Genomic DNA, 23,337 nt, shown 5'->3' on the forward strand with positions numbered 1-23,337 from the left:
TAATACTTAATTTTGCAATTATTAAGTAGGAACATACACCTAAATAAAAAAACTCTGTAACAAGAATCATGATTCTTGTTACAGAGCTTATTTTTATAAAAAGGTTTGCGTAATCGCATTTTCTAAATCTCTTGTAGAAGATTTTAGGTATCGTTTTGTAACATTCACATCAGAATGGCCTGCTAATTCGGCAACTGTTGCAATATCTATCCCTTTCTTAACTAACTCATGACAGAAAGTATGGCGTAATTTATGAGGATTTACATTATATTTTTTTAACATGTACTGAACCGTACGTGGAGACATTCTTCTATCAAAATTAGAGACAAATAAAGCTTCATGATTAGAATCAAGTGAATCAATATATTTCTTTAAACTATTCCTTGCTTCTGTAGAAAGAGGAACAAATCGCTTTTTACACCCTTTAGCATTACGGATAATTAAAAAACCGTCAGATTTGTTAATCTCTACGTCTTTATGATTCAAAGCACAAATTTCTGATACTCGAACCCCTGTATGTAATAAAGTGTATACAATAGCAATATCACGAAGGTTTCCTTGTTGCTTTACTTCAGATAAAAGACGGTCAAGCTCACTTGCTTCTAATGACTGTGGTACAACCTCGTTGTTTTTCTCTTTTCGTTTACGTTCAATATTTTGAACAATTTCTGGTTTTTCAAGAAAGCGTGCAAAAACGCTAATTGTGACAAAAGCTTTTTCTATAGTCGACGCACTTTTATTATTAGATTCAAGGTTAATCATATAAGTTTGGACATTATTTTTTGTTACTTGATCTAAGTTTCTACCTTCACTTAGAAGCCATTCATGAAATTGGTTTAGCACTGCTCGATAGGTTTTAATCGTATTATCAGATTTGCCTGATTCTATTAACCATTGGCTAAAGTCATCAATCACCGGAATAACTTCTAGGCTATTTTTTTTCACTCTAAATCCTCCTACATGTACTAATAAATTACATAAAACATAACATTTAATTTCGTAGAAATCAATTTAAACGAAATTAATATACAAAAAAACAGCCCATCATTGATATAATGAGCTGTTTTTTTGCCTGACAACGTCCTACTCTCACAAGGACAAAGTCCCCACTACCATTGGCGCTAGAGAACTTAACTTCCGTGTTCGATATGGGAACGGGTGTGACCTCTCTGCTATCGCCACCAGACCTATTAAAGATAGTTTTCTTAACACTAAATAAAAATTGCTAAGTAAAAACACCGTGCACCCGTCATTGACATGATCAAATAAGCGTTACTTGTACAGTTAGCTCGACCGGGTTGTGCTGCAACACACAGAAGAATCTACTTATGGCTGCTTCCTTCCGGACCTGACCATGTTCATAGGTTTCTGTTGTGCAGGACCCAGTTGTCAACACCACTTGTCCAAGTCAGACCTTACCTGACTCATACCTCTGTTAGGAATTAAACCCTGCTAAGGCGGATTGCAGGTTACAGGGCACCGCCATCTCCCCGTCTAGCACGGTATGTACAGTTAAGGGATTCCCACCTATGTCGTCCTCCCAATCTGTTTTGTGAACCCGCGATCTCGCAGGTGGGTTTCCGCATATTAACGTTCCAGCGATCCTGTGTCAAAGACAGGCATGGCATCAGTCAACAAATGTAGGAATCCCAAATAAACAGTACGGTTCAAAACAAATAGGGCATAACGTGCATCGTAGGATAAGTATTTAATGTGTTTATTGATGATATAGATTATCCTACAATAAAATTTCGTAGAAGTCAACATAAACGAAAAAATGACTTCTAACCCTCAACGTTTTCTTATTTGCTTGATTTACTGTTGTTGGGAAGGGATTTCTTTGAAAGATGGAAGTTATAAGGAGTCGTGTTTCATTATATTGAGTCCTCCATTTAAAAATGAAGTTCATTACGGTTAGATTTTTATACATCCTTGATCTAACACTACTTTTCTAATGTGGTTATTTTTTCTTCTTATCCTCTCTCCATAAAAATAAGAGAAAAATAAAAAAAGCCTAAATAAAATGGCTTTTTTATTCTAAGAGTAAATTATTGTTCTGTTAGTTCAGATATAGAAACACTTTGCTTATTATTTGGTTCATCCAGGTTATGAATTGTAGCTACCCCATTTTGTTGGTCTACATGCTCAATGTAAATGCTTTTCCCGTTATATATTACATTGGCCATGTCCACTGAATCGGCAATTTCTTGTGCTCTTTGTGCATCCATCTTTATCTAGCCTCCTTTTTATTTATGACAGTGAAAGTATTTGTTTTTAATTAATTTTTATGCATTTAATTCCTCTATATAAAATCAATTTTAATTTTTCAAATGAGACATAAAGCAGTAAAAAAACTATCTCCTTTATTATTTGAGATAGCTTTTTATTTTATTATTCAGTTTAATCTTCTTCTGGAATCTTAATTAAAATGGCTATAGCTATTGTTGCCAAAAATATAACTCCTAAAGTTAGCAATAGACTCGTACTCATATGCCTCATCTACCCTTCTCTTTTCATCCCTATGATTCCATTTTAGCAGAGGAAATTAGGTAATAAAACTGGAAATGATAGCGTTTTACTAAAAATTTTATACATGTTAAAATAATGTAGTTGTTTTAACTCAACCAATGTATTCAATTTTTTGCTTGAGTAGAGCAAGCTACCTCTTTCCTATTTTGGGGTAGCCCTTTTTTTTATCGTGATAAAATAAAATTTTGTTTTGGATATATTCCTTCCTACCCTCGGTTTACATTCGTTATTTACGAATCTGTTCAATCTCTTCTTCTGTAAGCTCAGTTAATTCAGATATTGTTTGATTATCCATACCTTTTTGTAGCATTCTTAACGCTACTCTCTTAATAGCTCTTTTTTTCCCTTGTTTTTCAGCTTTTTTTAATGTTAATGTTTCATCTACTTGGAATTCCTGGTTTACTTCATAAGTCATTAACATTTCTGGGTCTTCAGTTACACGTGCCCATTCATTCATCGCATTTTTCAAAGTTTGATCTTTCTCCATTACAACTTCTTCCAAAAATGAGTAAAATCTTCATTTCCTGACATATTAAACAACAGTAATTGTTTTACTAATTATGTGTCCTTTTTACGATACTATTCTCACCTATTCCAAAATCAAATTAATCCCATAAAGCTTGTCCGTCCACCCTAAAACTAAAAAAGAATAATTACTGCATTAGGTAAGACGTAGGTAGTAATGTAAGATGTGCTCGGTTGTTTATATGCCGGGGTCAGCCTAGTGGCAAATAGGGCTTTGATTCAGAAGCAACTAACAAATTATTTATTTAATTTATATGTTTTTTCTTATAGTTGCACATATTAAAAACAATACTAGATGAAAGCGAGATGAGATAAGTAATGTCAAAACAAGGGATACAGAAAAAGAATCAGACAAGAGAGCAAGTAGAGAAGCAAGATAAAAGAAATGATGTTGAATTAGGCAATGAATTTCAAACTGGCAACACAAGTTCCCAGAGCCAGAAAAAAAGTGGACGCCAAGTAAATAAAAAATAAATTTAACCTTTCGAGGATAATAAGAAACCTCAGTTCAAATGTATGACTTGAACTGAGGTTTCTTTTATAGAGTGAAGAAGACTTATGTGCAAAAGAGGCACCAAGCTAAAGAGAATTTGAATTCTATTATGAAAACAGAATTCAAATAAAAAGAAAGTATCTCACATTAGATAATCGTTAAGTATTATAACAAAATAAAAAAGTGTAGCTTAACATAACCATTCTTTCCGAAACTTATAATAAAAACATTTTTTTATGAATACGATATTATCTTATATCTCTTTTTATATTTACCTTCAAATTTTCTAACCTGATTCTCTGTATAAAAGTGTGCTACTTTATATCCTTCGTTATTATAGGCTTCTGCGATTCTAAGAGGTTGTTTAACATCTTTTGGATAGTAAGTCGGCATTATGGTCGATATACGATTATAAGTTAGAACGCCTGTATCTTTGCTTTTTTCACGATTTAGTACATAAAGTCCTTTAAATATCGCTTCAAATCGTCCAGAAGAAGTTTTAGCGTATGCAAATAGCGCGATCTTCTGATTCAGCTGATACATTCTTTTTTGAAAGTAGGCTTCGTTCTCTTCTGGAATTGTATTATATTCAATAAATATTTCCTCATTTTCAAGAAGTTGATTGTTCCAAGTTTCATTAGGGAAAAATTTTAATCTTTTAATATCTGTATCTTCTTCAAATTTGTGCGGGGCTCCGCTTTTTTGAATTCCGTGAGCATAGCCAGCTCCAAACACATTGCAACAGTCTGCAACTAACCGTAAAGAAATATTGTCATCAGCATCTATATATCCTTGTTCAATATAAGTATTTGGATCATATTCCTTCTCCAAATCCCATGGAATAAACCATTGCTCTTTTATTAGCAGATTAATTTTTTCTACTACCTGGTCGATCTTTTCATGAATCTTTTCAAGAGATTGAGTAGCATCTATTCTTATAAAATCACAATCTAAGGCGTTCACAATATCGTTTTTTCTAATTTCATCCAGTGTTTGATTTATATCATTCATATGATGGGCTTCATCAATTTCAATGGCCAAATTAAACTGTGGAAAATACAAATCAATTAAGCCGTATTCGACCCTTTGGTTTTTATTTGATCGTACTACATACTGTTGAGTATTTATTTTCATATCGTAATTATCAAGCAAATGCCAGATCCTTGTAATGATATAATTCTCATCATTTTTTTTATTCGTTTTTGCTAATTGTCTTTTGATATAGTCATACTTGCTCATTACTTTTCTAGATCCTCTCTTTTTCCTCTTCTATAGCATTATGAAAATGAATTCCTAAATAACCATATCCGAACGATGAGGGGAGTGCAACTCTTTTAATAAACTGTCTACTGGACCTTGCATTTACGATTCCCTCTTCTTATTGCTAGAAGTTTCTGCTAGTTATTTTGATATACATACTCACATCCTATTTTAGTATATATATTGGCAAAATAATTTATATATACTAAAATCAACCAAAACAAACATATCAAGACTTAATTTAAGGATAACAAGTCCATATTAGTGTATATTAAGCAGTTTGATCTAACCTATTATCAAAATAAGGAAATTTAATATTGTAATATAACTATATATATGTAAACATTAAACATGTATTTTAAATACATAATAAATGCATGTTTAATGTTTACAGGAGGAAATGTACTGAAATGAAAAAATTTTTTAAGATTGGCTGCTTAGGATTTATTATTCTTATTGCACTTATTGTAGTAATTGCTGTCGTAGCATCAGGTGGAGACGATAGTGGTTCTGGTTCTGGATCTAGTTCTAACTCTTCAAAATCAGAAGAACAAAAAGCTCATAAAGTGGGAGACACTTTTACAGTAGATGATAAAGCAGAAGTTTCTGTAACAACAGTAGAAGAAAGAGAACAAGTTGGAAACCAATATGCAAATAAAAAAGCTTCTGAAGGCGGTACACTTGTTGCTATTCAATGGACTGTTAAAAACATCTCTGACAAACCATTAGGTGCTTTTTCAACCCCAACAATTAACCTCATTGATGAAAAAGGAACAAAATATGACGCTGATATTGATGCAACATCAAATTATGCAGTTGAAACTAACATTGATGACTCTAAGATTGCAAGTGATTTAAATCCAGGTATCAAAGTTACGGATGTTGACGTATTTGAGGTTTCAAAAGATAGCTATGCAAAAGGTAAATGGTATATTGAAATAAACGGAAGTAAAGTTCAAATTAAATAATACTTTTCCATAGAGTAAAAAGCTCACTAAACGTTCAACGTTTAGTGAGCTTTATTATATTTATACTATTATCTATACCCGTGAGAGAGTATATGGGGAAACGGCCCCTTTTTCTGCAGAGAATGTTGAATAGTAACGGGATACTATATACTTGTTTCAAACAAGTGCAATTTACGCACGGAAATTATAAATAGAGTCCTTTAATATAAATAGATGCGATATTCTTAGCAATTTGTTCGACAGGGTGCTCATATTCATTACGAACAATTTCCCAAAGGTACATTTCATTAGTGAAAAACCACCCTCTTGCTACTAACTCGTTATGTACATCTTTACGTGCTAATCCATTGCGCTGCGCATAGGCAATGTCTTCTGAAATTCGTTGAATAAACTTTTCCCGAATGTTCTTCCATTTCTCTGAAACGAGAGGAGAAATACCAATAGCCTGCTCAAACACTTGCAGCATTTTTTGTTCATCCTCAGCCATTTTTAAAAACTCGTTCGTTTGTTTATGAATCATTTCTTCTGCTTCATTTACAGATGCGGGTAAAAATGCAGCCTCGGCAATTTCATAAAATTTCTCCATAACATTCTCCATTAATACAACTAAAAAGTCTTCTTTTCCTTCAAAATGAACGTATGCAGTCCCATACCCAACCCTTGCCTTTTTTATTATTTGAGTGATAGTTGCTTTGTGAAAACCTTCTTGTATAAATACTTCTCTTGCAGCTTCTAATAATTTTTGTCGAGTCTTTATTGAACGTAAATGCCGTTTATCTTCAATATTATTTTCATTCATTAAGGCTCCTTCCTCCCTATCCGTTTTACTCTCTAGGATATAGAAGTTTTCACAAAACGAAAAGTAATAAAGAGAATTTATTACAAAAATTATTTTTTTAATTTTCAAAATTATATTATTGACACTGTGTCATATTCTTTGTTACGATTCTTCTAGGATACATATTAAGTAATGCAGAGGAGGAAAATTATGCAATTAAATACCTTTAAACCCACATTAGAGTATGCCAAACAGTTGGATCAAGAAGACTCCCTTTCAAGTTTTCGTAACGAATTTTATTTAAAGCCTGATTCCATATATATGGATGGAAACTCATTGGGGCTCCTTTCTAAAAGAGCTGAACGCAGACTTATAGAAGTATTAAATGATTGGAAAGAACAAGGAATTGATGGATGGACTCAGGGGAAACATCCATGGTTCTCCTTGTCCGAAAAATTAGGTGAAATGAGTGCGCCGTTAGTTGGGGCTTCTAGCGAAGAAGTCATTGTAACTGGTTCGACAACAGTTAACCTTCATCAGCTTGTAGCTACTTTCTACAACCCAAAAGGAACGCGCACAAAGATTTTAGCTGATGAATTGACCTTCCCATCTGATATTTATGCGCTTCAAAGTCAGCTGCGAACCCACGGATACAGTCCAGACACTCACCTTATACGTGTAAAAAGCCGCGATGGCCGTTTTTTAGAAGAAGCTGACATTATTGAGGCTATGACCGATGAGATTGCTTTAATTATCCTACCAACTGTACTCTATCGCAGCGGCCAAATATTAGATATGGAACGATTGACGACTGAAGCACACAAACGTGGAATTTTGATTGGATTTGATGGCTGCCACTCTATTGGTGCAATTCCTCACTCATTTAGTAAATGGGATGTGGACTTTGCATATTGGTGTAATTATAAGCACTTAAACGGTGGACCTGGCTGTGTAGGCGGTTTATATGTAAATAAAAAACATTTTGGAACAGCACCTGGTTTAGCAGGCTGGTTTAGTTCAAAAAAAGAAAAGCAGTTTGATATGGAGCACACATTAACACCTGCTGATTCAGCCGGTGCTTATCAAATTGGAACACCCCACGTTTTAAGTCTTGCTCCTTTAATTGGATCGCTAGAAATTTTCACTGAGGCTGGTATAGATAATATTCGAGCTAAATCTCTTAAAATCAATCATTATTTAATGTATTTATTAGAAAAAGAACTGAGTGACTTCAATTTTACCCTCGGAAGCCCTAGAGAAGATAAAAAGCGCGGAGGGCACGTAAGTCTTGAACATAAGGAAGCAGCGCGCATTTGTAAAGCATTAAAAGAGAATGGTATCATTCCAGATTTTCGCGCTCCGAATATTATTCGTCTTGCTCCTGTTGCTCTTTATACTTCTTATACAGAAGTCTGGGAAGTAGTACAAACTTTGAAGAAAATTATGAACGATAAAGAATATGAAAAATTTAAAAACGAACGTGAAGTAGTGGCGTAAAAGCTAAACTACTTGTTTTTTTAACGAGAAAAGTAAGCGCTTTCTAATTCTTAAGGAAGCTATTTTACGTAGATATGCAGCCAAACCATTATTTTGAAACTATGAGGGAGATGAAATATGAAAAACCACAATACTCAATTGCCAAACAAAGATGACGCAGAAAAGGGATTAAAACGAAATCTAAAAACAAGTCAATTGACAATGATTTCGATGGGCTGTGCAATTGGAACTGGACTATTCTTAGGCAGTGGACTTGCGATTCAAACAGCTGGACCTAGTGTATTGGTTAGTTATGCCTTAGGAGCTTTTGTTGTATTACTCTTAATGGGGTGTTTGGCAGAAATGACAGTGGCCCACCCTACCTCTGGATCGTTTGGAACAATTTCTGAAAAATATGTACATCCCCTGGCAGGGTTTTTGGTTCGCTATTCATATTGGATAGCCAACGTTCTCGCCGTTGGAGTAGAAGTAAGTGCAATAGCCGTGTATATGAAGTACTGGTTTCCAAGCGTTCCGGGTATTGTCTGGATTTTAGTGTTTGCTGCTATACTAATCTATGTAAACGCAACTAGTGTTAATACGTTTGCTACTTTTGAGTATTGGTTTTCTATGATAAAAATCAGTGCAATTGTGGGCTTTATTCTTTTAGGATCCTATGTTCTGTTTGGAACAGATGCACGCCCTAATATGGGTACAGATAATTTTGTAAATGATGGTGGATTCCTTCCTTTCGGGTGGTGGGGAATGTGGGTAGCTGTCTTTATTTCCCTCTTTAGTTTCTTAGGAACCGAAATGATTGCAGTTACAGCTGGAGAAGCAAAAGAGCCTGATGTAGCCGTTCCGAAGGCTTTAAAAGCAACTGTGTTTCGTTTAACTACTTTTTACGTTTTGACTATAGGCATCATGTTAATGATTGTTCCATGGAAGTCAGCTCAAGTTGATAAAAGTCCATTTGTGAAAGTAATGGAAATTCTGAATATCCCGGCTGCCTCTGGAATTATGAATTTCATTATTTTAACGGCTGCCCTATCAGCTATGAACAGTCAGTTATATGCTTCTACACGTATGATGTTCTCTCTCTCTCAAAGTAAACATGCACCAGCTTTTTTAGGGAGACTAAGTAAAAAAGGTGTACCGCTATGGGCCCTTGCTGTATCAACCCTGGGCATTTTTCTTGCGGCAGCAGTTAATGGACTGCTCCCAAGCTCTTCATATGCCTTTATGATGGGTATTTCAATGTTCGGAGCTATGTTCACATGGCTTATGATATTTGTTTCTCACCTCTACTTCCGAAAAAAATGGGAGAAATCTGGTGGAAGAAAATTACCGGTAAGAATGCTTGGCTTTCCCTATTTTACGATTTTAGGAGCCATCTTATTACTCGGTTTAATGATTACCACTTGGTTTACAGATTTTAAAATTATGCTTCAGTTTGGAATTCCTTGGTTAGCATTCTTATCCATTGCTTATTTTATCTCTAAGAAAAGAAAAGTTAACCATCATTTTGCAGAAGATATGGCTAATAGCAGCTTGAAAGAGGAATTAGAGGAATTACGTTAACGTTCAAGTTATTTTACATAAAAACAAGGGGGATACAAAATGAAAACGACAAATAACAAGGCACCAAATGCAGTTGAACTAGAGAAAGAACTTCAAACGGACTTTCAGAAAGCTATGTCATATGGAGATTACCTGCACCTTGATAAAATATTATCTAGTCAGCATAGACTTTCTAATCACCATGATGAAATGCTGTTTATTGTCATCCATCAAGCTAGTGAACTATGGATGAAACTAATTCTACATGAGGTAACAGCTGCTATTCAGTGCATCCGTGCTAATAACCTGGAACCTTCATTTAAAATGTTATCACGCGTTTCAAGAATTCAGCAGCAGCTAATTCAATCTTGGAGTGTTCTCTCTACCTTAACACCGGCAGAGTACATGGAATTTAGAGATAAATTAGGTCAATCTTCTGGCTTTCAATCTTATCAAAATCGCCTGATAGAATTTGCTTTAGGAAATAAAAATGTCCATACACTATCTGTTTACCAGCATGACGCGGATTTATATCAAAAAATGCAAACGGCTCTTCATGAGCCTAGTATCTATGATGCTGCTATTCATGCTCTTATGAAACGCGGGTTGCCGGTAGATCAAGAAGTTTTACAAAGAGATTGTTCACAGCCTTACGAACCGAATGCCAGCGTAGAGGATGCATGGCTTACCGTATACCGTAACGTTGATCAGTATTGGGACTTATACGAATTAGCAGAAAAATTAGTTGATATCGGAAATCAACAGCAAATGTGGCGATTTAGTCATATGAGTACAGTAGAAAGAATTATTGGAAACAAACAAGGTACAGGCGGATCTTCTGGAGTGAATTACTTAAAGAGAGCTCTGGATCAGCACTTCTTCCCAGAACTATGGAGCCTGCGAACGAAGCTATAAATATTCTATAAAAAGATAGAGAGGTAGTAAGAATGAGCAAATGGATTGATATTTCACAGCCTCTAGACGAAAAAACAGCAGGATGGCCTGGTGATACTCCCTTTTCTTATGAAGTGAATTGGAGTAAAGAAGAGACCGGTTCTGTAAATGTTGGAAAAATAACAATGAGTATCCATACCGGCACTCATATCGATGCACCTTTTCATTTCGATGATAACGGAAAAAAGGTTATAGATTTGGACTTAGATTTATATATTGGACGTACAAAAGTTGTCCATATCCCAGCTAATAAAAGCATTGGAATAAATGAATTGTCAGATGTTACTTTAAAAGGTATTACACGCTTATTGATTCGAACAGACGCGTGGCAAGACCGAAGTGTTTTCCCGGAAACCATTCCTTACATTGAACCAAGCTTAGCTCCCTACCTTGCTAAGCTTGGCATTCGCCTGCTAGGCATTGATCTGCCTTCAGTAGATCCACTCGATAGTAAAGAACTAGCGGCTCACCATGAACTTGCATACCATAAAATTCATATTTTAGAAGGTGTTTTACTAGATAAAATCCCTTCAGGAGACTATGAACTAATCGCAGCTCCTCTCCCTTTAGTTGAAGCTGATGGAAGTCCTGTGCGCGCGCTGTTGAAAAAAATCAACTAACTTAAAGCGACTATTAAAAGAACGATTCTTTTTCCTTAGATAGTTTCCGATGTATACAAAAAAGAGCGGTATATAAATATACCGCTCTTTTATTATAGCTAATCAACTTATTTCTTCTTATTCATATCTATTTCTTTCCTTGATACTTCTGCAATTCCCCAGTGCGAAGATGGAACCTCGTTGACAATGATCCTTACTCTCTCCTTTTCAACGTGAAGGCTGTTAGAAATTGCTTCGGTTACTTCTACTAACATGTTTTTAATGTCTTTTTCTTCTCTTCCTTCCAAAAGGTGAACTTGTACAATCGGCATACTATCGACTTCCCTTAAAGTTTTCTATACAACAAAGGGCCTTTATGTTCAGATGAAATAATTATTAAAAAATTCTAGTTAGCTGCAGCTGAATGATACGCTGCCTAAATCAGCGAACTGTGCATGGATACTATCACCTGATCTAAAAGAAATTGCTTCAGATACCGCTCCAGTTAATACGATATCCCCTTTTTTCAACCCTTCTTTATGTTCACCTAGTTTATTAACCGCCCAGGCGACAGCTTTAGCAGGGTGTCCTAGCACGGCAGCACCCGCGCCTACCGTAGCAACCTCTCCGTTTTTAGACATCACCATTCCGATATTAGCTAGATTCACTTGGTCAGGCTTTATCCAATTGCTCCCTACAATAAAACGTGAAGACGAACAGTTATCAGCTACTACATCAGGAAGAGTAAATTTAAAATCCAAGTAACGGCTGTCGATAATTTCAAGAGCTGGTGCAACATATTTTACTGCTTTTAAAACATCTTCTTCAGTTAAGTTGGTTCCACAGAGGTCTTCCCCCATTAAAAAAGCAATTTCAGGCTCAGCTTTTGGGTGAATCAGCTGATTAAATACTATAGGTTCCCATTCAAGTCCCAACATGTCGCTTGTTAAGTATCCATAAATCGCTTCATGTACCCCCATCATTTCCTGCTTAGCCTTACTTGTTAAACCAAGCTTTACACCTACTCGTTTTACACCGTCTTGTACTTTTCGTTCAATCAATTGTTTTTGCAAGCTGTAAGCGTCATCAATTGTCAAATCAGGGTAGCGTTCCGTCACTTTTGTTACTTCATACCCTTCTCTTTCTGCAGATAAAAGATAGTCAACGATTTCTAAATTTGCGCTTTTCGTTAAAGGCATTTTCACATTTCCACCTTTCTTTGAGCTAACTCAGCAGCCACGTCTAGAATCATATCTTCTTGACCGCCGACTGCTTTTCTTTTACCAAGTTCAAGTAAAATATCACGTGAATCCAAATTAAAACGCTTTGCAGCACGCTCTGCATGAAGTAAGAAACTAGAATACACGCCTGCATAACCCATTGCGAGGCTGCCTTTTCGAATCTCTTGAGAGCCTGGCAGGATAGGTCCTACTACTTCTTCAGCCAGATCCATTATTTTATATAAATCAATACCTACATCTATTCCTAAACGGTTTAACACGGCTATCAATGCTTCAGTTTGAGTGTTACCTGCTCCGGCTCCTAAACAACGAACACTTCCGTCTATTCTCGTGGCGCCTTCTTCAATAGCAGCAAGCGTATTTGCAACAGCTAACGAAAGGTTGTTATGAGCGTGAAAACCTACTTCAACTTGAAGAGAGTTACGCAGTGCTCTAACACGTTCACGAACTTCATGAGGCAAAAGAGCTCCTGCTGAATCAGTTATGTAAACTCCTTGTGCCCCATAGCTTTCCATTAGCTTTGCTTGCTCCACAAGCTTTTCTACGGGTGCTGAATGGGCCATCATCAGAAAACCGAAAGTTTCCATCCCTAGTTTCCGAGCATATTCAATGTGCTGTGCAGAAACATCTGCTTCCGTCACATGTGTAGCTACTCGGACTAAGCCTGCCCCAAGGCTATTTGCTTGCTTCAGCTCATGTACCGTTCCAATTCCCGGAATTAAAAGAACAGCAACGGTGGCTTGTTTCGCTTCTTCTACCGCAGCCTCAATTAATTTCATTTCGTCAACGAGAGACTTTCCGTATTGCAGAGTCGAGCCTCCTAACCCGTCTCCATGACTAACCTCGATATAGTGCATTCCTGCATCGTCCAGCGCTTTCGTGACACTTTTTACTTGGGCTTCTGTAAACTGATGTTTGACTACGTGACTTCCATCTCGGAGGCTGACCTCTGTAATCTTAATAGGCTGATCACTGTTACGTTTCATTCGTTATAGCCCTCTCTTTCTTTATTCCTCCATATAAGCTCTCTTCGAGTTTATAGCGCGCATAATCTTCCGCAACCTTCGCTGCAGCAGCCGTCATAATATCTAAGTTACCGGCATAAGAAGGAAAATAATCTCCAGCTCCAGTTACCTCTAAAAAGACTGTTACTTGATCACTATCAAATAATGGTTCTTGCTTTAAATTATAGCCTGGTACATATTCTTGTACTTTTTTGACCATATCCTTGATAGCCTTTTGAATAGCTTCTTTATTCACATTTTTCACTTTACAATAAATTGTATCGCGCATTAAGATAGGTGGATCAGCCGGATTTAAGAGAATAATAGCTTTTCCGCAGTCTGCACCGCCTACCTTTTCAATAGCTTTTCTTGTGGTAACAGTAAACTCATCAATATTTGCTCGTGTTCCTGGTCCAGCGCTTAGGCTAGAAATAGTAGCCACAATTTCTCCATATGTTACATCTGCAACTTGGTTGATTGCATAAATGATAGGAATCGTTGCTTGACCGCCGCATGTAATCATGTTTACGTTTTCCGATTCAAGATTTTCTCCAAGATTAACAGGAGGACACACAAAAGGTCCTTTAGCAGCAGGAGTTAAGTCGATAACCATTTTTCCTAAGTCTTTTAAAATCTTTGCATGTCTAACGTGAGCCTTAGCCGATGTAGCATCAAACACAATTTCTGCTAGGTCTTGATTTTCAGCAAGGGCTTTTATTCCATTGCTGTATGTTTGATATCCTGCTTCTCTCGCTCTTTTTAGACCATCTGAATCCGGATCAATTCCAAGTACAGCTGTTAACTCGATAAATTCACTGCGCTGAAGCTTATACATCAAATCTGTTCCAATATTTCCTGAGCCAATAATTGCGGCTTTTACTTTTTCCACTACTCTTCACCTTCTTTCCGGTATTATTCAAAACGTACGGATACTGAACCAAGAGAACCGAATTCTGCTTTTACTACATCCCCGCTCGCAACTGGTACTGCTGCAGATAGAGCCCCTGGTAAGATTAATTCGCCGGCTTTTAAACAAATATCGAAATCAGATAGCTTATTTGCCAGCCATGCAACCGCATGTGCCGGATGTCCAAGGGCAGCTGCTCCAGCTCCTGTTGCGACGAGCTCTTTGTTTTTATAGAGAAGCATACTAGTCGTACGTAAATCGGCTTGTTCAATTGGGGAATATTTATTCCCTACCACTACTTTGGCAGAAGAGCCATTGTCTGCAACCGTATCCACTAATTTGATTTTCCAATCGGCAATACGACTATCAATGACTTCGATGGTCGGCACCACGTATTTTGTTGCCATTAAGACATCTAAATAGCTAACGTTTGGCCCTTTTAAATCTTCTTCTAGAATAAATCCAATTTCCGCTTCAATTTTTGGAGCCACCATTGAATGAATGTTGATTATTTCATTATCCGTTACTTTCATATCATCAAATAAGTGTCCATAATCAGGCTCACTAACTCCTAACATATCTTGCATTGCTTTACTGGTTAGACCAACTTTTTTACCAATAATTTTTTTTCCTTCTTCCAGCTTTCTTTTTACAATCTCTAATTGAATATGGTAAGAATCAGCTACTGATAAAGCAGCATGTCGTTCTGTAATAGGAGAAATTGGCTGATTCGTCTTTTCTGCTTCTAAAAGTTCTTCTGCAAGCTCACTAATAAGTGTACGCATCCGTTAATCACCTCTTTTATAGAGTTAAAGTTTCATCGTAATTGTTTTGGCTTCGGTATAAAATTCAAAGCTGTGCCGGCCGCCTTCACGACCAATTCCACTTGCTTTTGCTCCACCAAATGGCGTTCTTAAATCACGAATATACCAGCAGTTGACCCAAAGTAATCCAGCAGTAACTTGAGAAGCAACGCGTTGTGCTCTTCGTAAATCATTTGTCCAGACAACCCCTGCTAATCCATAAATAGAATCATTGGCAATTTGAATTGCTTCCTCTTCTGTTTTAAACGGAATGACAACAAGTACAGGACCAAAAATTTCTTCTTGAGCTACACGCATTTTGTTATCTACGTCGTAAAGAACAGTCGGCTCATAAAAATTTCCTGTTTCTAAACCTTCTACTCTTTTTCCTCCGCATGCCAGCTTAGCTCCTTCCGCCAAACCAATTCGAACATATTCATCGACCGTTTCTAAGTGACTTTGTGATACAAGTGCTCCCATGTTTGTCTCTTCACTCAGAGGATCGCCTACTTTAATCTTTCTTACCTCCGCTGTGAACTTTTCAAGAAACTGCTTATAAATGCTTTCTTGTACAAGTAAACGAGAACCTGCTAAGCATATCTCTCCTTGATTTCGATAGATTGCTTCGATAGATCCTTTTACTGCTTCATCCAAATCCGCATCTTCAAATACAATATTGGCTGATTTGCCTCCAAGCTCCAGCGAAACAGGAATCAGGTTTTCCGCTGCATTTCGCATGACCGCTTTTCCTGTATTACTTTCCCCTACAAATGAAATACGCCGAACGGACGGGTGAGTAGACATAGTAGTTCCTACCGTATTCCCCGGACCCGTAATAATATTCAACACACCAGGAGGCAATCCAGCCTCGTTAGCGATTTCTCCAAGCATCACTGCACTTAACGGTGTATAAGAAGCAGGCTTAATAACCACTGTATTACCGGATGCCAAAGCAGCGGAAGCTTTCCATGTCATCTGCATAAAAGGTAGATTCCAAGGGATAATGAGGCTTGTAACTCCCGCTGGTGAATACTTGGCATAGGACATTACATTATGCTTTTCGTAATGCTCATGCACCATATATTTAGCCATCTCAGCAAAAAAGCGGAAGTTTTGAGCTGCTCGTGGAATATCAAACTCTCGACTTTCTTTAATAGGTTTGCCTACATCTAGCGTTTCTAAATAAGCTAGTTCATCTACTTTCTCCATAATTAAGTCAGCCATTTTACAAAGGATGGCAGAGCGCTCTTCAACAGGCATCTTGCTCCAAATACCGCTTTCAAATGCAAGTTGAGCTGCGTCGATAGCGCGCTTTGCATCTTCTGTGCCGCCATTAGCTACAGAAGCTAATTTCTCATTCGTTGCTGGATTAAAGGTATCAAAGGTTTGACCGGATAGGGCATCTACGTATTCTCCATTAATAAAAAGCTTTGCGTCTTTTACCGTCATTTTTTCAATAACTGCCTCTTTACTCATCGGATATCCTCCTCATCCTCAATCTCTAAAATCATTTCAATTTCTACAGCTGTGTTATTGGGGAGCTGGGCCATCCCTACAGCTGAACGGCCGTGTTTCCCTTTATCCCCAAATACTTTTACGAGTAAGTCTGAAGCGCCATCCATTACTTTAGGCTGGTCCGTAAAGTCCTCTGTACTATTTACAAAACCAAGAATTTTAACGACACGCTTCACTTTGCTTAACCCGTCTAACTCATAACTTACCGCACTCAATACATTCAGCATGGATTGCTGAGCGGCCTTATATCCCTCTTCAATTGTTAAATCCTTGCCTAACTTGCCGTGATATTGATCTACACCTTGGCCAGCCGTAAACAATAAATTACCTGTTCGTACACAGCTGACGTAGTTTCCTACTGAAGGACGAACCTTTGACAGCGTTAAGCCAAGTTCTTGTAATCTATTCTCTGGTGTTTGTACTGTTGGCATAAATGTCACTCCTTTTCTCTTGCCCAATGTTTAAAAACTTCGCGGCATTTCCACCTAACATATCTAATCTTTGTTGTTCCGTTATATCCAGCGTTTCATCCAGAACTTTTCCCGGAACAACTTCACGCAGTAAAAATGGATAATCCGATCCCATAAAGATTTTTTCATGTCCAAAACGTTCAATCATATACTTTATGTTCAGTGGATCGTAGTTTAACGAATCAAAATAAAATTGCTTTGCATAGTAACTAGGAGGATGTGTTGTCAGCCTGAGGTGCGGCCACACTTCCCACCCTTTATCTAATCTAGGAAGAATATAAGGGAAAGATCCTCCTCCATGTGCAAAACAGACTTTTAATTTAGGGAATTTCTCCATAATGCCGCTCCATAGAAGTGTTGCAGCCGCTAGTGCTGTTTCACTTGGCATTCCTACGGTATACATAAAGTTATGGTTTGGCATTCGATCGCGGCCTAACGTTTCCCACGGGTGAATAAAAATGGGCACTTCCCACCTTTCAGCCATTTGAAAAAACTCAATGAAAGACGGATGGTCTAAATTTTGACCATTGACGTTTGTCCCAATTTCAATTCCATGCAGTTTTAATTCATTCATGCACCGTTCCATTTCTTTAACAGCCGTAGGTCCGTCTTGCATAGGAACCGTCCCTAACCCAACAAAGCGGTCAGGGTATTTAGCAACTGTTTCTGCAATAAAATCATTTTGGATTTTAGCCATTTCTAATGCATGTTCGGGCTGAGCCCAATAAGAGAACGTAACAGGGATAGGAGATAACACTTGAATATCTACTCCTTCTTTATCCATGTCAGCTATACGTTTTTCAGGGCTCCATACTTGGTCCGTTACGTCTCTGAAATTTTTCCCTCCAACCATAATTGATGCGCCGCATGTGCATGTGCGTTCTAGCACAGGCCAGCGCTCACCGCCATATTTTTGAGCAAAATCAGGGAAACTTTCCGGAATGATATGTGTATGAAAATCTATTCGCATTTCCATTCACTCGCTTCCGGTGCCATGACATGATTACACTTTTTACATGTGCGTAATTCTAAGCTGCTGTTGAACTCCTGAATGGCTTCTTTTACTTGAACTTCAATATTGGTTAGCTGAACTTTCACACGATGCATCTCCGCATCACATTCATCACAGAACCATACAAAGTCTTCTAACTCCCCTTCACTTCTGTTTCGCTCGATAACGATACCGATTGTGTCTGCTACACGATGTGGAGAATGCGGAACGTTTGGAGGAAGTAAATACACTTCTCCTTCTTTCACCGTTACAACTTCGCGCTTGCCTTCTTCATTAATGATTTCAACATAGCAATCACCTTTTAATTGATAAAAGATCTCTTCAGAAGGATCTACGTGGAAGTCACGGCGTTTATTGGGTCCCCCCAAAACCATAAACATCAATTCTGAGTCTTTCCATACCACTTTATTGTTTACAGGTGGTTTTAACTGGTCTTTATGCTCTTCGATAAACTTCCAAAGATTTAATGGTTTAGATGATTGAATAGTATTTGTCATTGAGATAATCTCCTTTTAATAAATTTTAATTTTCAAAAAATAAAAGTTATTTTGATTGCACTTGAAAATACTAAAATCTTAAAATGTGATTAATTCAGGATTTCCAGCTCGCTTACTTTTAATTTTTTCTGCATGTAGACCACTTCATTTGCTAAATTCTTAATGCGATCTAATACTTCCGGATCTGCTACCTCATTCTTTTGATTAAAGTGAGTCGTATGAGCGTATACATAACTCGGTGCCACAAAAGCACGAAAGTAACCCGCAATAGGCTTTAACTGATTTTCAATCACTAAATAATGCTGATAAGTCCCGCCTGTGGCGATGAACCCCATTACTTTATTTCGAAAAACCTGGGGATGTATTAAATCAAATACATTCTTAAGAGCACCGGTGATTGACCCTTGGAAGATAGGTGAACCAATTATATAAAAATCAGCGCTAGAAATAATTTCAATGACTTTTTTAGTATCTTCTGAATAAGCAGAGGGATCGCGGCCATCACAAAATTGGATAGTGTAATCTCGTAAATCTAAAAATTCAATTTCGATGTCTGGATGCTGCAATTTAGCTTCTTCAAGCACTTGTTGAACAACAGCACCTGTTTTAGAACCTATAATCGTGCCTGATATGCCTAGTAATTTCATTTTCACTTTCCTCCTTCTAAAGAAGTCTCATACTTATCTTCAAACACTCATTTTTTTATACATATTCCTTTTGTAAAGACCAGCCTAATAAATCATTTGATTGGTCAATTGCACCTTGCTGGAGTAACTGACGAATTCTAGTAGAAGAGATTCTTGTTCCTTCTGAACAACAGACAGGCGGGATGATATCTACTAGGAAGTGCTTTGCCAGCAGCTTGATATCTCCTTCTCTATTTCGGCCGAAACGAAAATCGTTGCCTACTATGATCTCCGATGGATTAAGCTTTTTTAAGTTGCTGATAAAATCAATTGATGGGCGCTTAGCGTATAACTCATCAAAATGGATAATAACTGCGTAGTCTACTCCTAACTCAGCTATCAGATGTACCTTTTGGTCAATAGGCGTTAACACTTGATCACTTTGAAAATGAAAGCGAGGAGGAGGATCAAATGTATAAACAACGCTAGGTACCTTTAACGCTTTGCTTCGATTTACAGCTCGCTTAATTACTGCTTGATGTCCTTGATGCACGCCATCAAATGCACCTATAGCTATTACTGATGCTGGTAAAGTTAGTATTCCATCCTCATACCTTTGCATCTTTACACCTCCCTTATTAAGAACGTAATCAACCTAGGCTCTGTATCTATTAACAAAGTTTATTTTTATATAAAAGGATTATGGGTATCAGCTATTTGTTACTTCTTTCTTTTTGGCTTCTGTATTTAAAGCAGCATCCACCATGGCAAATGAATGGCTGCGCTTATAACTATTGTAGAAAATAGCTCTTTTACGGATTGGATCTCCTGTATAGTATCGCTCGTATTGAAGTAACCTTTGGCCAAATGCTTCTCCACATAGATCCCACGCTAATTTAAATAATTGAACACGGTCTATAGCAGGTACTCCTTCTCGGCCTCCATAATAACGATTTAAATCCTCTCTTAATTCAAGATTTTCAAAATCCGCTCCTGTAGGAGACATAAGCAAACCGCCTGCACCAATTGTTTGCATAACTTCAATAGCACGAGGGTACATTTTAGGAAGCAATCCACGAATTGTTTCTAAAGCCGTTTCATTTGGAAGAGCTTCTCCTTTTTCATTAATCGTATACTCATACTCTGATGTTCGAAGCAAAGCTCTAATAGATTCTACTGACTGTACCAATTCTCCTAAGCTCTCTTGAACGTTTAGATATCCATCTACACCGATTGCATCCGCTACTTTACAAGCTACTTCCGTTGCAAATTGGAGTTTAACTAATCCTCTTACGCCAGATTGATGTGCCGGTTGCTGGGCGATTCCTGTTTTAGGATAAAGAAGATTTGCAGCTTCAATATTGTTATATAAAAACACTCGGTTCCAAGGAATCAGCACATCATTAAAAATCAATACCGCATCCATCTCTTCAAATCGAGAGGCTAGTGGATGATCAAACACTGATCTTGTTCCGTCTTGCATAGCTTCTCGGCAAAGAATTCGAAGTCCCGGTGTATCGATTGGCAGCGCAAAAGCAAGTGCATAACGTTCATCTCCAGGTTTAAATCCTGGGAACGAATAAACAATAACTTCATCGGTAATAGGTGAAAGTGTAGCTAGCATTTTAGCTCCTTTTACAACAAGTCCATCTGGTGTTTCTTTTACAGCACCTAAATGAGTGAAGAGATCTTGTTGTTCATGTGAGGCTTTGCTTCGGTCGTTCTGCGGGTTGATAATAGCATGAGTTAAAAACAAGTCATTATCACGAATATAACGGTAATAATCTCTTATATTTTTGCCCCACTGTTCATTGTAATAATCTAGAAAACTAGCATTATGAAATAAAGAAGTGACTACAACATTTAAGAAATCCGGTGTTCTTCCCATCAGTCCAAAGGTAGCTTTTGCAAATGCTTCAAACACTTCTCGGCGAGCTACTAAATCTTCGTAACTTTTAGGAATTAAGAAGGCATTTGATATTCTCTCTCCTGTTTCTTCGCAAATATGAGTGATTTTCTCTTGGTAAGCCGGGTCATGCTGCATATCGTACAACTTCGCAATTTCTAAAATAGGCTGTTGAAACACCTTTTCTTCAAATACATTTGTAATTTTTCTGCCCCCTAACCAAATTTCTGGCTGGCGTGATTTTAATGCATCAATATATTGAGCACCTGTACGAATCCCCATATTTGTTCATCCCCTTAAGGTTTAATAGTAATTAATTGAATTATATTATTTGATTTTTTTCAGGGGTGTAGTCTCGTTAACATTTTTTTGGAGTTTTTTATTTTTGGAATAGACGGAGTAGCTCAAATAAGAAATTTATATTATTGCATTTACGCATTTTTCGCTTTAAGATATTGTAGAAAGCGTAACGTTTTTATAAAAATATTGGCTTATTAAAAAAGAGAAGAAATAAAGCGCACATTGTTGTAAGCGCTTACTTATTTTTGTTTTTATAGCAAAGTAAATAAAATGCCCTACCCTATAGTGTGTTACTTGATCTTACAATTGTCTTTTCAATTTTTTAGGCGTATCTTATATTTTGGTTAAGGAGTGAGTATGATGGCTATTCTCTTCAATCACGAAAATAATTTCAAAAACTACTTAATGTACGGAAAAAGGCAATATATGAAACAAAAAAATGTGGTATATGAACAAGGAGACATAGGAGAAGGATTTTATTACCTGGACAGTGGATTAATTAAAGTCCATACCTCTACCCCATTAGGGAAAGAACGCGTGTTAAACATTGTATTGCCAGGTCAATTATTGGGAGTTCAAGCAATGGACCAACAAGCTCATTTTACTACTGCTACTACAGTAAAAGATTCCGTACTATATTATTTTAGTTATGACGATTTCAAAACACTTATAACTCTCCACCCGCCCATACTAAACCTTATTACAAAGAGTATTATTCAAAAAATGCATATCCTAGCTGAACAAATTAATTTACATACATTAACTACCGAACAGCAAATCGCCGCTGTGCTCTTAAACATCTATCATGACTTTAAAAACTATGAAATTCCTTTAACACAAAAGGACTTAGCAACGTGTACCGGTTTAACAAGGATTACGGTTTATAAAACGTTAAAAAAATGGAAAGAAAAAAAACTAATAGATAGTAAAAATAAAAGATTTTTAATTAAGAACCCGGATCTGTTAAAAAATTATCTCTTTCATTCATAAACGCTTTGGTCACGTTATTAAAGTAAAGAATAATGCTTCATGTATGAAATGTTTCTATACGTTTAAAATACACTTTTATAGAAAGGTGATTGAATGGTAAACCTTCGATACATATGGCGTCCCTTTTTAAAGTATGGACAGATGATAAAATTAGAAGAAAACACCACGATCTATTATCAAGGAGAAGTTGGTAAAGGATTTTATTATTTAGATAAAGGCAGTGTAAAGATTACTCTCTTAACTGAGAAAGGAGCAGAACGTACGGTTAACTATGTACCTGAAGGCATGTTATTAGGGGAAAACGGTATTAATAAAGAGCCTTATTTAACAACTGCTGTAACCACAACTCCATCCGTTTTATATTATTTTACTAATGAAGCAATGTTAAAAATATACGAGGAGGAACCGAAAGCAGTCATTCTCTTTACAAATTCTCTTCTCTATAAGTTTAGACTGCTAGCAGAAATTATTACGTTTCTTAATCTCCCCGTTGAACAACAGATGGCTCATTATTTATTAAAGCTCGTAAAAGAAAATGAGGAATTTCCCTTTAATCAAACATCCTTTGCCCGCTACGTTGGGACTTCCCGCATTACCGTGAATAAAATTATTCAAAAATGGAGTAAAGAAAAATGGATTGAGCTGTCTAATCAAAATATCTATATTAAAAACATCAGTAAACTTAAAGAAATAAGAGATCAAAACAGCAAAAATATAGGAGATTTAGATATGCTAATGCTGCCATTAATGTGATTATAAATACACTTGTGATACTGCTTCGCACATAGAAGGTATGGAGGAAAATACAGGGAATGTGAAAATATAATTTAATAAAAAAGAAGTTACCTTTAGGTAGCTTCTTTCACTAAAAAAGGAGTCTATTTATTCTAAGGTTAACCTTATATCACAAATCGTGTTTTTCGG

Annotated in this window: 25 protein-coding genes, 1 rRNA gene and 2 other RNA genes; 8 read left to right on the top strand and 20 right to left on the bottom strand. The window is 36.8% G+C overall.

Annotated features, from left to right (window positions below):
• Window positions 1–93 precede the first annotated feature (93 nt).
• The 6 genes from JNUCC25_RS17945 to JNUCC25_RS17970 all read right to left on the bottom strand — a co-directional run bounded on the left by JNUCC25_RS17945 (window position 94) and on the right by JNUCC25_RS17970 (window position 3,016).
• Window positions 94–945 (bottom strand): tyrosine-type recombinase/integrase, encoded by an 852-nt coding sequence (locus JNUCC25_RS17945; protein ID WP_078082053.1) that lies wholly within the window; start codon window positions 943–945, stop codon window positions 94–96.
• 125 nt (window positions 946–1,070) lie between these two features.
• Window positions 1,071–1,186: ribosomal RNA gene (gene rrf, locus JNUCC25_RS17950) — 5S ribosomal RNA — on the bottom strand.
• 52 nt (window positions 1,187–1,238) lie between these two features.
• Window positions 1,239–1,503, bottom strand: an RNA gene (gene ffs / locus JNUCC25_RS17955) — signal recognition particle sRNA large type.
• 13 nt (window positions 1,504–1,516) lie between these two features.
• A non-coding RNA gene (ssrS, locus tag JNUCC25_RS17960) (6S RNA) lies at window positions 1,517–1,705 on the bottom strand.
• Between the two features lie 343 nt (window positions 1,706–2,048).
• Window positions 2,049–2,228, bottom strand: a complete 180-nt coding sequence (locus tag JNUCC25_RS17965; protein ID WP_013058264.1) for a small acid-soluble spore protein H — start codon at window positions 2,226–2,228, stop codon at window positions 2,049–2,051.
• Window positions 2,229–2,755: 527 nt separating this feature from the next.
• Window positions 2,756–3,016: a hypothetical protein gene (locus JNUCC25_RS17970; protein WP_013058265.1), complete on the bottom strand. Its 261-nt coding sequence runs from the start codon at window positions 3,014–3,016 to the stop codon at window positions 2,756–2,758.
• A 356-nt stretch (window positions 3,017–3,372) separates the two neighbouring features.
• Here JNUCC25_RS17970 and JNUCC25_RS17975 point away from each other — a divergent pair, with 356 nt between their 5' ends.
• Entirely contained in the window at window positions 3,373–3,528 is a 156-nt protein-coding gene (locus JNUCC25_RS17975) for a hypothetical protein (RefSeq protein ID WP_013058266.1), read from the top strand.
• A 253-nt stretch (window positions 3,529–3,781) separates the two neighbouring features.
• On the opposite strand, the gene JNUCC25_RS17980 is transcribed toward JNUCC25_RS17975, so the two are convergent.
• Window positions 3,782–4,786, bottom strand: a complete 1,005-nt coding sequence (locus JNUCC25_RS17980) for an AbaSI family restriction endonuclease (protein ID WP_454222262.1) — start codon at window positions 4,784–4,786, stop codon at window positions 3,782–3,784.
• Between the two features lie 431 nt (window positions 4,787–5,217).
• Between JNUCC25_RS17980 and JNUCC25_RS17985 the strand changes: the two genes are divergently transcribed.
• Window positions 5,218–5,775: a DUF4352 domain-containing protein gene (locus JNUCC25_RS17985; RefSeq protein ID WP_078082055.1), complete on the top strand. Its 558-nt coding sequence runs from the start codon at window positions 5,218–5,220 to the stop codon at window positions 5,773–5,775.
• A gap of 184 nt (window positions 5,776–5,959) precedes the next feature.
• On the opposite strand, the gene JNUCC25_RS17990 is transcribed toward JNUCC25_RS17985, so the two are convergent.
• A complete protein-coding gene (locus JNUCC25_RS17990) occupies window positions 5,960–6,574 on the bottom strand; it encodes a TetR/AcrR family transcriptional regulator (RefSeq protein WP_013058267.1) in 615 nt (204 codons plus the stop codon).
• Window positions 6,575–6,763: 189 nt separating this feature from the next.
• On the opposite strand from JNUCC25_RS17990, the gene kynU reads away from it, so the two are divergent.
• From kynU to kynB, 4 genes are all read left to right on the top strand, one after another.
• Window positions 6,764–8,050: a kynureninase gene (gene kynU / locus JNUCC25_RS17995; RefSeq protein ID WP_078082056.1), complete on the top strand. Its 1,287-nt coding sequence runs from the start codon at window positions 6,764–6,766 to the stop codon at window positions 8,048–8,050.
• 117 nt (window positions 8,051–8,167) lie between these two features.
• Window positions 8,168–9,610 carry an amino acid permease gene (locus JNUCC25_RS18000; RefSeq protein WP_055992711.1) on the top strand — a complete coding sequence of 481 codons (1,443 nt, stop codon included), beginning with the start codon at window positions 8,168–8,170 and terminating at the stop codon, window positions 9,608–9,610.
• A gap of 39 nt (window positions 9,611–9,649) precedes the next feature.
• Entirely contained in the window at window positions 9,650–10,504 is an 855-nt protein-coding gene (gene kynA, locus JNUCC25_RS18005) for a tryptophan 2,3-dioxygenase (RefSeq protein ID WP_013058270.1), read from the top strand.
• A gap of 32 nt (window positions 10,505–10,536) precedes the next feature.
• On the top strand, window positions 10,537–11,163 hold the full coding sequence (gene kynB, locus JNUCC25_RS18010; protein ID WP_013058271.1) for an arylformamidase: 627 nt from the start codon (window positions 10,537–10,539) through the stop codon (window positions 11,161–11,163).
• Between the two features lie 107 nt (window positions 11,164–11,270).
• On the opposite strand, the gene JNUCC25_RS18015 is transcribed toward kynB, so the two are convergent.
• The 12 genes from JNUCC25_RS18015 to JNUCC25_RS18070 form a co-directional block, all read right to left on the bottom strand.
• Entirely contained in the window at window positions 11,271–11,474 is a 204-nt protein-coding gene (locus JNUCC25_RS18015; RefSeq protein WP_454222265.1) for a 4-oxalocrotonate tautomerase, read from the bottom strand.
• 78 nt (window positions 11,475–11,552) lie between these two features.
• Entirely contained in the window at window positions 11,553–12,341 is a 789-nt protein-coding gene (locus tag JNUCC25_RS18020) for a 2-keto-4-pentenoate hydratase (protein ID WP_013058273.1), read from the bottom strand.
• 2 nt (window positions 12,342–12,343) lie between these two features.
• The gene (dmpG, locus tag JNUCC25_RS18025) at window positions 12,344–13,369 is read right to left on the bottom strand and encodes a 4-hydroxy-2-oxovalerate aldolase (RefSeq protein ID WP_013058274.1); all 1,026 of its coding nucleotides are present in this window, start codon (window positions 13,367–13,369) and stop codon (window positions 12,344–12,346) included.
• Window positions 13,359–14,276: an acetaldehyde dehydrogenase (acetylating) gene (locus JNUCC25_RS18030; protein WP_029323373.1), complete on the bottom strand. Its 918-nt coding sequence runs from the start codon at window positions 14,274–14,276 to the stop codon at window positions 13,359–13,361. The genes dmpG and JNUCC25_RS18030 overlap by 11 nt, the downstream gene beginning before the upstream one ends.
• 23 nt (window positions 14,277–14,299) lie before the next feature.
• Window positions 14,300–15,079 (bottom strand): 2-keto-4-pentenoate hydratase, encoded by a 780-nt coding sequence (locus JNUCC25_RS18035; protein WP_140456988.1) that lies wholly within the window; start codon window positions 15,077–15,079, stop codon window positions 14,300–14,302.
• 24 nt (window positions 15,080–15,103) lie between these two features.
• On the bottom strand, window positions 15,104–16,573 hold the full coding sequence (locus JNUCC25_RS18040) for an aldehyde dehydrogenase (RefSeq protein ID WP_454222268.1): 1,470 nt from the start codon (window positions 16,571–16,573) through the stop codon (window positions 15,104–15,106).
• Window positions 16,570–17,043: a RidA family protein gene (locus tag JNUCC25_RS18045; protein WP_028414762.1), complete on the bottom strand. Its 474-nt coding sequence runs from the start codon at window positions 17,041–17,043 to the stop codon at window positions 16,570–16,572. The genes JNUCC25_RS18040 and JNUCC25_RS18045 overlap by 4 nt, the downstream gene beginning before the upstream one ends.
• A complete protein-coding gene (locus JNUCC25_RS18050) occupies window positions 17,015–18,058 on the bottom strand; it encodes an amidohydrolase family protein (RefSeq protein ID WP_035439084.1) in 1,044 nt (347 codons plus the stop codon). Before JNUCC25_RS18050 ends, JNUCC25_RS18045 begins: the two co-directional genes overlap by 29 nt.
• The gene (locus tag JNUCC25_RS18055; RefSeq protein ID WP_013058280.1) at window positions 18,043–18,591 is read right to left on the bottom strand and encodes a 3-hydroxyanthranilate 3,4-dioxygenase; all 549 of its coding nucleotides are present in this window, start codon (window positions 18,589–18,591) and stop codon (window positions 18,043–18,045) included. Before JNUCC25_RS18055 ends, JNUCC25_RS18050 begins: the two co-directional genes overlap by 16 nt.
• Before the next feature lie 89 nt (window positions 18,592–18,680).
• Window positions 18,681–19,238, bottom strand: a complete 558-nt coding sequence (locus JNUCC25_RS18060) for an NADPH-dependent FMN reductase (protein WP_013058281.1) — start codon at window positions 19,236–19,238, stop codon at window positions 18,681–18,683.
• Between the two features lie 55 nt (window positions 19,239–19,293).
• Window positions 19,294–19,839, bottom strand: coding sequence for an FAD synthetase family protein (locus JNUCC25_RS18065; protein WP_013058282.1), 546 nt, complete (start codon window positions 19,837–19,839; stop codon window positions 19,294–19,296).
• A gap of 87 nt (window positions 19,840–19,926) precedes the next feature.
• On the bottom strand, window positions 19,927–21,405 hold the full coding sequence (locus JNUCC25_RS18070; RefSeq protein WP_029323385.1) for a 4-hydroxyphenylacetate 3-hydroxylase family protein: 1,479 nt from the start codon (window positions 21,403–21,405) through the stop codon (window positions 19,927–19,929).
• 375 nt (window positions 21,406–21,780) lie between these two features.
• On the opposite strand from JNUCC25_RS18070, the gene JNUCC25_RS18075 reads away from it, so the two are divergent.
• Both JNUCC25_RS18075 and JNUCC25_RS18080 read left to right on the top strand, forming a co-directional pair.
• The gene (locus tag JNUCC25_RS18075; protein WP_013058284.1) at window positions 21,781–22,413 is read left to right on the top strand and encodes a Crp/Fnr family transcriptional regulator; all 633 of its coding nucleotides are present in this window, start codon (window positions 21,781–21,783) and stop codon (window positions 22,411–22,413) included.
• Window positions 22,414–22,506: 93 nt separating this feature from the next.
• On the top strand, window positions 22,507–23,166 hold the full coding sequence (locus JNUCC25_RS18080; protein WP_098547387.1) for a Crp/Fnr family transcriptional regulator: 660 nt from the start codon (window positions 22,507–22,509) through the stop codon (window positions 23,164–23,166).
• Window positions 23,167–23,337 lie beyond the last annotated feature (171 nt).

The sequence above is a fragment of the Priestia sp. JNUCC 25 genome (assembly GCF_053667915.1).

Bases quoted from the DNA above. Each gene is read 5' to 3' on its own strand.
- JNUCC25_RS18055 (WP_013058280.1), bottom strand. From the start codon at position 18,591: ATGACAAATACTATTCAATCATCTAAACCATTAAATCTTTGGAAGTTT.
- JNUCC25_RS17970 (WP_013058265.1), bottom strand. From the start codon at position 3,016: ATGGAGAAAGATCAAACTTTGAAAAATGCGATGAATGAATGGGCACGT.
- JNUCC25_RS17980 (WP_454222262.1), bottom strand. From the start codon at position 4,786: ATGAGCAAGTATGACTATATCAAAAGACAATTAGCAAAAACGAATAAA.
- JNUCC25_RS17990 (WP_013058267.1), bottom strand. From the start codon at position 6,574: ATGAATGAAAATAATATTGAAGATAAACGGCATTTACGTTCAATAAAG.
- JNUCC25_RS18000 (WP_055992711.1), top strand. From the start codon at position 8,168: ATGAAAAACCACAATACTCAATTGCCAAACAAAGATGACGCAGAAAAG.
- JNUCC25_RS18080 (WP_098547387.1), top strand. From the start codon at position 22,507: ATGGTAAACCTTCGATACATATGGCGTCCCTTTTTAAAGTATGGACAG.
- JNUCC25_RS18035 (WP_140456988.1), bottom strand. From the start codon at position 15,079: ATGCGTACACTTATTAGTGAGCTTGCAGAAGAACTTTTAGAAGCAGAA.
- JNUCC25_RS17985 (WP_078082055.1), top strand. From the start codon at position 5,218: ATGAAAAAATTTTTTAAGATTGGCTGCTTAGGATTTATTATTCTTATT.
- JNUCC25_RS18015 (WP_454222265.1), bottom strand. From the start codon at position 11,474: ATGCCGATTGTACAAGTTCACCTTTTGGAAGGAAGAGAAGAAAAAGAC.
- JNUCC25_RS18020 (WP_013058273.1), bottom strand. From the start codon at position 12,341: ATGCCTTTAACGAAAAGCGCAAATTTAGAAATCGTTGACTATCTTTTA.
- dmpG (WP_013058274.1), bottom strand. From the start codon at position 13,369: ATGAAACGTAACAGTGATCAGCCTATTAAGATTACAGAGGTCAGCCTC.
- JNUCC25_RS17965 (WP_013058264.1), bottom strand. From the start codon at position 2,228: ATGGATGCACAAAGAGCACAAGAAATTGCCGATTCAGTGGACATGGCC.
- JNUCC25_RS18050 (WP_035439084.1), bottom strand. From the start codon at position 18,058: ATGGAAATGCGAATAGATTTTCATACACATATCATTCCGGAAAGTTTC.
- JNUCC25_RS18065 (WP_013058282.1), bottom strand. From the start codon at position 19,839: ATGCAAAGGTATGAGGATGGAATACTAACTTTACCAGCATCAGTAATA.
- kynA (WP_013058270.1), top strand. From the start codon at position 9,650: ATGAAAACGACAAATAACAAGGCACCAAATGCAGTTGAACTAGAGAAA.
- JNUCC25_RS17975 (WP_013058266.1), top strand. From the start codon at position 3,373: ATGTCAAAACAAGGGATACAGAAAAAGAATCAGACAAGAGAGCAAGTA.
- kynU (WP_078082056.1), top strand. From the start codon at position 6,764: ATGCAATTAAATACCTTTAAACCCACATTAGAGTATGCCAAACAGTTG.
- JNUCC25_RS18060 (WP_013058281.1), bottom strand. From the start codon at position 19,238: ATGAAATTACTAGGCATATCAGGCACGATTATAGGTTCTAAAACAGGT.
- kynB (WP_013058271.1), top strand. From the start codon at position 10,537: ATGAGCAAATGGATTGATATTTCACAGCCTCTAGACGAAAAAACAGCA.
- JNUCC25_RS18075 (WP_013058284.1), top strand. From the start codon at position 21,781: ATGATGGCTATTCTCTTCAATCACGAAAATAATTTCAAAAACTACTTA.
- JNUCC25_RS18070 (WP_029323385.1), bottom strand. From the start codon at position 21,405: ATGGGGATTCGTACAGGTGCTCAATATATTGATGCATTAAAATCACGC.
- JNUCC25_RS18040 (WP_454222268.1), bottom strand. From the start codon at position 16,573: ATGAGTAAAGAGGCAGTTATTGAAAAAATGACGGTAAAAGACGCAAAG.
- JNUCC25_RS18045 (WP_028414762.1), bottom strand. From the start codon at position 17,043: ATGCCAACAGTACAAACACCAGAGAATAGATTACAAGAACTTGGCTTA.